Source organism: Micromonospora phytophila, assembly GCF_023656545.1.
Classification (GTDB): Bacteria; Actinomycetota; Actinomycetes; order Mycobacteriales; family Micromonosporaceae; genus Micromonospora; species Micromonospora phytophila.
This window is the reverse complement of record NZ_JAMOKF010000395.1, coordinates 1-4,376: the sequence shown is the minus strand read 5'-3', so window position 1 is coordinate 4,376 and position 4,376 is coordinate 1. Positions and strand designations below refer to the sequence as shown.

The following is a 4,376-nucleotide window of genomic DNA, read 5'->3' as shown; positions in this document are numbered from 1 at the left end:
GCCCGGCACCAGCCCCCGGCCCGGCCGGACCGGGAGGCCCCAGCGGGCCACCCGGCCCGCCGGGGCCGAACCCCACGCACCAGCCCAGCCCGGCGCTGGTGTGCGTGCCACTGCTCGACCTGTGTGTCTGACCAACCCGAGGAGGGACCATGACCCCCACCACCACGCAGACCCGCCACCCGTGGCGGGCCACCGCGCGGACCATCTTCGCGGCCGTCGTCGCGCTGCTGTCGCTGCTGCCGACCATCGCCGCCGTCGCCGGCATCGAGGCGGTGCCGCTCGTCGCCCAGGCCCTCGCCGTGGCGGCCGCGGTGACCCGCGTCCTCGCGATCCCCGGCGTCGACGACTTCCTCCGCCGGTACCTGCCGTTCCTGGCATCGGCACCGGCCGGCGAGGTGCCGCCGCCGCTGCCCCGGCGCGAGCCCGGCAGCACCCTGTTCCGGGGCGACGGCTTCCGCTGATGCCGGATTGGAGGGAGGGTGGCCCCGGTTCGGGGCCACCCTCCCTTCTATCTGGAGCCCGCGCCGGCCATGTTGCCCAGCGCCCGGACGAACCCTGTCCTCTTACGACGTGCCTGACACCGGCGGCTCATCAGATGCTTGATGATCGCGCGGTCAGCGGCTGGAAGAGGAAGACTCACCTGGGGCGGGCCTCCAGCCAGCATCAAGACCCTCTACGTCCGCGCGGACTCATCCACGCGCCAGTCGTGCCCCTCAGAACAGGTCCAAGTTGGTTGACCGTCGTAGATAACGCACCCACCGATTGCGATCCGTTTCTCCTCCGCCGCGGCGATCATTTCCGGGCCAGGCTCCCCGTACATGATCGGTACGCCAGGCCGACCACAGTCAGGGCAGGTGGACGGTGAGGTCATGTTGGGCACGGTACGTCTAGGGCCAACGCTCGTCCGCGACGCTCGGATCCTGGCAGCCAGATCATCTGGTGGCATCGGCGGGTCTTGGGTATGGACCATCGCGTGGCAGTTGGGGCATAGCGGCCGTAGGTCCGCGATCGGGTCAACCTGGTAGCCGGGTCCGAGCTGTGATACCGGCGTGAGGTGGTGGACGTGGATGAACCCCTTGCCCAGCTCGCCATAGACGGACGCAAAGTCGAGCCCGCACGCAACGCAGGCCAGGCCCCAGTGCTCGACGCACGCCGCGCGGGCACGTGGATCGCGTTCGTAGCGATTGACGACGATGGTCCGCACCGCGCCCTCTGGGAACAGACCCTGGGGCAGCTCGCTTGGGTCGCGAGCCTCGTGCTGCGGGCCGAAACGCTCCCACAAGGCGTGAACGACCGCCTCAGACTCGACCGGGACCGACATTCCCGATCCGTAGACTTGGTCCCACCGCACACCCGGAGCCTCTGCGTTCAGCACGACCGGGGGGATCCGATCCGGGATCGGCAGCAGGCTCAGCCAGTCGATCTCTACATAGTTGGCGGTCCTCGCCGGATCCGAGAAATGCCGGCCCTCGTACGGCTCGGACAGGACGATGGCACGTCCGATCAGACCGCGGTGCTTGCCCTGCACCAGCAACCACGCGTCAGATCCAGCAGCGATGTTGACCCGTCGGCCCACGCTCCACGTGTCGCGTCTCGTCCCATCGCGCCGCACCTGGGCAGCCCATTCGTCGTAATCGGCCCAATTCCACCGCTGTGGATTCCAACCCAGGAGGATCGCCGACATGCCTGCACCCTTCCCCGTAGGTCGTCCGGTGGCGGTGATCCTAACGGGCCACCGTTGACAGCGCCCTCGTCAGAACGGCCCCCCACGTCGCTCTCGATACCGTAAGCACAACCAACCGGTGGGAGCGGCCCGCACGCGGCATCGCGAACCTACGCTCATCGGCTAGAACCGCGCCTATCCAACCGCTTCACGCAAAGACCCGGTTCCCGGGTATGGCGCGAATGTGCCCGGGTCGATCCCGGCCGCCCTGTAGCGAGCCCACAGATCGTGTTCAGCTCCCGGAACCAAACGGGTACCGAATCCGGCCGCGTTGATCGCGTCATCCTCAGCCTTCGTGATGACGCAGCAGGCGAGACGACTGTGGAGTACGTCGCGAAGCTGGTTGATGTCGGCAGGCGGATGATCGAGCAGGTCACGGATCACGAGGTGGACAGGCTCGCAATGCTCGATAACGAGCCGGCACTTGGGGTCCGCGACGATCGCGCGACGTGCAGCCTCGGACCAAGGCAAGGGCGCCGGGTATTTGCTGCGAACCAGCGGCTGCGGACGGCGGGGAGCCTGCCAGTAGAACACGGTAGTCCGTGGCCGCCAGCGAGATCGAGCCGAGCAGCGCCGTGGTCGTCTCGTCGCCGTCGACGTCGCCGCCAAGGGTCAGCGCGAACTGCGTCGACTGGCCCGGGGCGGTGGCCATCCGCTGGATCAGCCGGGCGTTGATCTTGTGCTCGTGGGCGGTCAGCGCCCGCCGCACCACGTCCCGGGTCAGCTCAGGCCACACCGCGTTCTGCACGATGTCCTGCTCGATCTGCACCCCGTCCACCTCGAGGCGCGTCTCAGCCCAGTTCACCGTCGGCACCCGGTACGAGGACTTGTCAACCCCCGCGGTGCTGTCCGCCTCGGTCTGCACGAAGCCGATCCCCGAATACAGGTCGCGGAAGTCGAGGTTGGCCGGCACCTTGATACCGCCGCCACGCGGGATCGTGATGCCCGGGAGGTCCAGCAGGCCCTCGGTCGTCTCCAGGCCCTCGCACAGCTCCCACAGCGTCTCCGACGGGGCACCCCAGCCGCCGGCCGCGACGAGGTTGCCGCCCGACAGCCGCGACTCCGACGCGGCCAGCTCCACCAGCTCCATGTCCGTCAGGCCCCTGCCCCCGGCCACGAGCGCCTGGTCGACGGGCAGCTCCACCCGGGCCACGTTCTGCTTGATCCGGGTCGCCACCCCCACCCCTCGCGGGAAGCCAGCGAACTTGTCGTCGAACGCCGAAGCGACCTCCGACACAGAGGAAAACACGTGCCCGTGCGGCACGTTTGGCACGTCCGCCGCCGCCTTGATGACCGCCGACCTGCCGGCGCTGGTCACCTTCGGCTTCGGCTGCCGGCGAGCCGCCCGGCGAGCCAGCGACGCGACGACCGGCGTCGGCTGCTGCTGCGCAAGTTCCTCGGCCGACGTCTCGTCGGCCGGCGTCTCCTCGGTAGGCGTCTCCTCGGTAGGCGTCTCCTCGGTAGGCGTCTCCTCGGTAGGCGTCTCCTCGGTAGGCGTCTCCTCGGCCGACCTCCTCGGCTTCGCCGCCGTCGCCCTCGTCACCGTTGCCATCGCCGCCCTCCGGAGCGCCGTGCACCGTCGCGGTCAGGTCGTCCAGCTCGGCGGCGACCTGCTCGGCCGCCTGCTCGATCCGCGCCTGCTCGATCCGCGCCTGCTCGGTGCGCACCGACTGGACGAACGTGGCCAGCTCCCGCAGCCGGGCGAGGCCGTCGGCGTCGAGGGCCGCGTCGTCGCGCAGGGCATCGAACGCTTCTACGGCTTGGTTCTCCAGGTCGACGAGAGCGTCGAGGTCGAGCCCTTCGAGGCTCGCCGGGATCTCAAATTCCACCGTCGGCTCCTCAGCACGGTAGGGATCTCGTCCCGACCGGCCCGCAGCCAGCATCGGCGGTTCAGCGCACAGCGTAACCCACCATGCGACAAGCGCCCGGCTGCGACGATGGTGGTCGACCGGGGGTTTCGGCAGCCGCCGTCATCCTCCGTGGCACCAACCTGCGTGAGCCGCCAACGAAGCCCTACTCGAAGGCGGAACGGCAGTGTGTAACTGCCCACCACCACGCCTGAGTCGCATGCGCCTACACGGGCAGCGACGACAAAAGGAGTTGGAAGTATCGAGCAGGAAAGGTGGGCATGTCGTGAAGCCCAGTACCGCCAGGTAGGTACGCAACAGTGGGAGAAGCCGCGAGCTGGATCGCCGCGGTTACTCCCCTATCGATCGCACTGCTGCTCATCGTCTCGGCTCACTATTTTGTGGGGCGGGTCGAGAGGACGGGCGGACACGTCGAGGTCGAGTGGAAAGCCGTTGCGTTCCGCATCAAGTGTTCGTTCTCGCCAGAAAACCCTGGCGATCCACCCATCGGACATCAGGACCAGGCAGTACCGCCTGACGTGAACCCGGACGGAAGTCCCCCGGAGCTCACCCCAGGCGCCGCTGGCCCCGGGAACGGGGGTGGCGGCCCATGACATAGACGTTGCGGTGCGGCGCCACCAAGGCGCCGCACCGCTGCCTACTTCTGCACCTGGCGGATCGTGCCACCGCCGCCCTTGCGCACGTCGGCGATCTCCGCGTCCGTCTTCGACGCGTACTCGCCGCCCTGCCGGCCGTCGCCGTAGGACAGCACGAACACGCTGCGGCCCCGACGCTTGTTGCCGCAG

At 68.8% G+C, this 4,376-nt stretch carries 4 protein-coding genes; 2 read left to right on the top strand and 2 right to left on the bottom strand.

Annotated elements, in window-relative coordinates; all coding sequences use genetic code 11:
* Nucleotides 1-149 precede the first annotated feature (149 nt).
* Nucleotides 150-461 (top strand): hypothetical protein, encoded by a 312-nt coding sequence (locus NCC78_RS28120; protein ID WP_250798289.1) that lies wholly within the window; start codon nucleotides 150-152, stop codon nucleotides 459-461.
* 212 nt (nucleotides 462-673) lie between these two features.
* On the opposite strand, the gene NCC78_RS28115 is transcribed toward NCC78_RS28120, so the two are convergent.
* Both NCC78_RS28115 and NCC78_RS28110 read right to left on the bottom strand, forming a co-directional pair.
* Nucleotides 674-1,684, bottom strand: coding sequence for an HNH endonuclease (locus tag NCC78_RS28115; RefSeq protein WP_250798288.1), 1,011 nt, complete (start codon nucleotides 1,682-1,684; stop codon nucleotides 674-676).
* 412 nt (nucleotides 1,685-2,096) lie between these two features.
* Nucleotides 2,097-3,275 (bottom strand): major capsid protein, encoded by a 1,179-nt coding sequence (locus tag NCC78_RS28110; protein WP_250798287.1) that lies wholly within the window; start codon nucleotides 3,273-3,275, stop codon nucleotides 2,097-2,099.
* Nucleotides 3,276-3,294: 19 nt separating this feature from the next.
* On the opposite strand from NCC78_RS28110, the gene NCC78_RS28105 reads away from it, so the two are divergent.
* The gene (locus NCC78_RS28105) at nucleotides 3,295-3,765 is read left to right on the top strand and encodes a hypothetical protein (protein WP_250798286.1); all 471 of its coding nucleotides are present in this window, start codon (nucleotides 3,295-3,297) and stop codon (nucleotides 3,763-3,765) included.
* The last annotated feature ends 611 nt before the right edge of the window (nucleotides 3,766-4,376 follow it).

What these genes read in the sequence shown, in the direction of transcription:
- NCC78_RS28115 (WP_250798288.1), bottom strand. Translation starts at nt 1,684, where the DNA reads ATGTCGGCGATCCTCCTGGGTTGGAATCCACAGCGGTGGAATTGGGCC.
- NCC78_RS28120 (WP_250798289.1), top strand. Translation starts at nt 150, where the DNA reads ATGACCCCCACCACCACGCAGACCCGCCACCCGTGGCGGGCCACCGCG.
- NCC78_RS28110 (WP_250798287.1), bottom strand. Translation starts at nt 3,275, where the DNA reads ATGGCAACGGTGACGAGGGCGACGGCGGCGAAGCCGAGGAGGTCGGCC.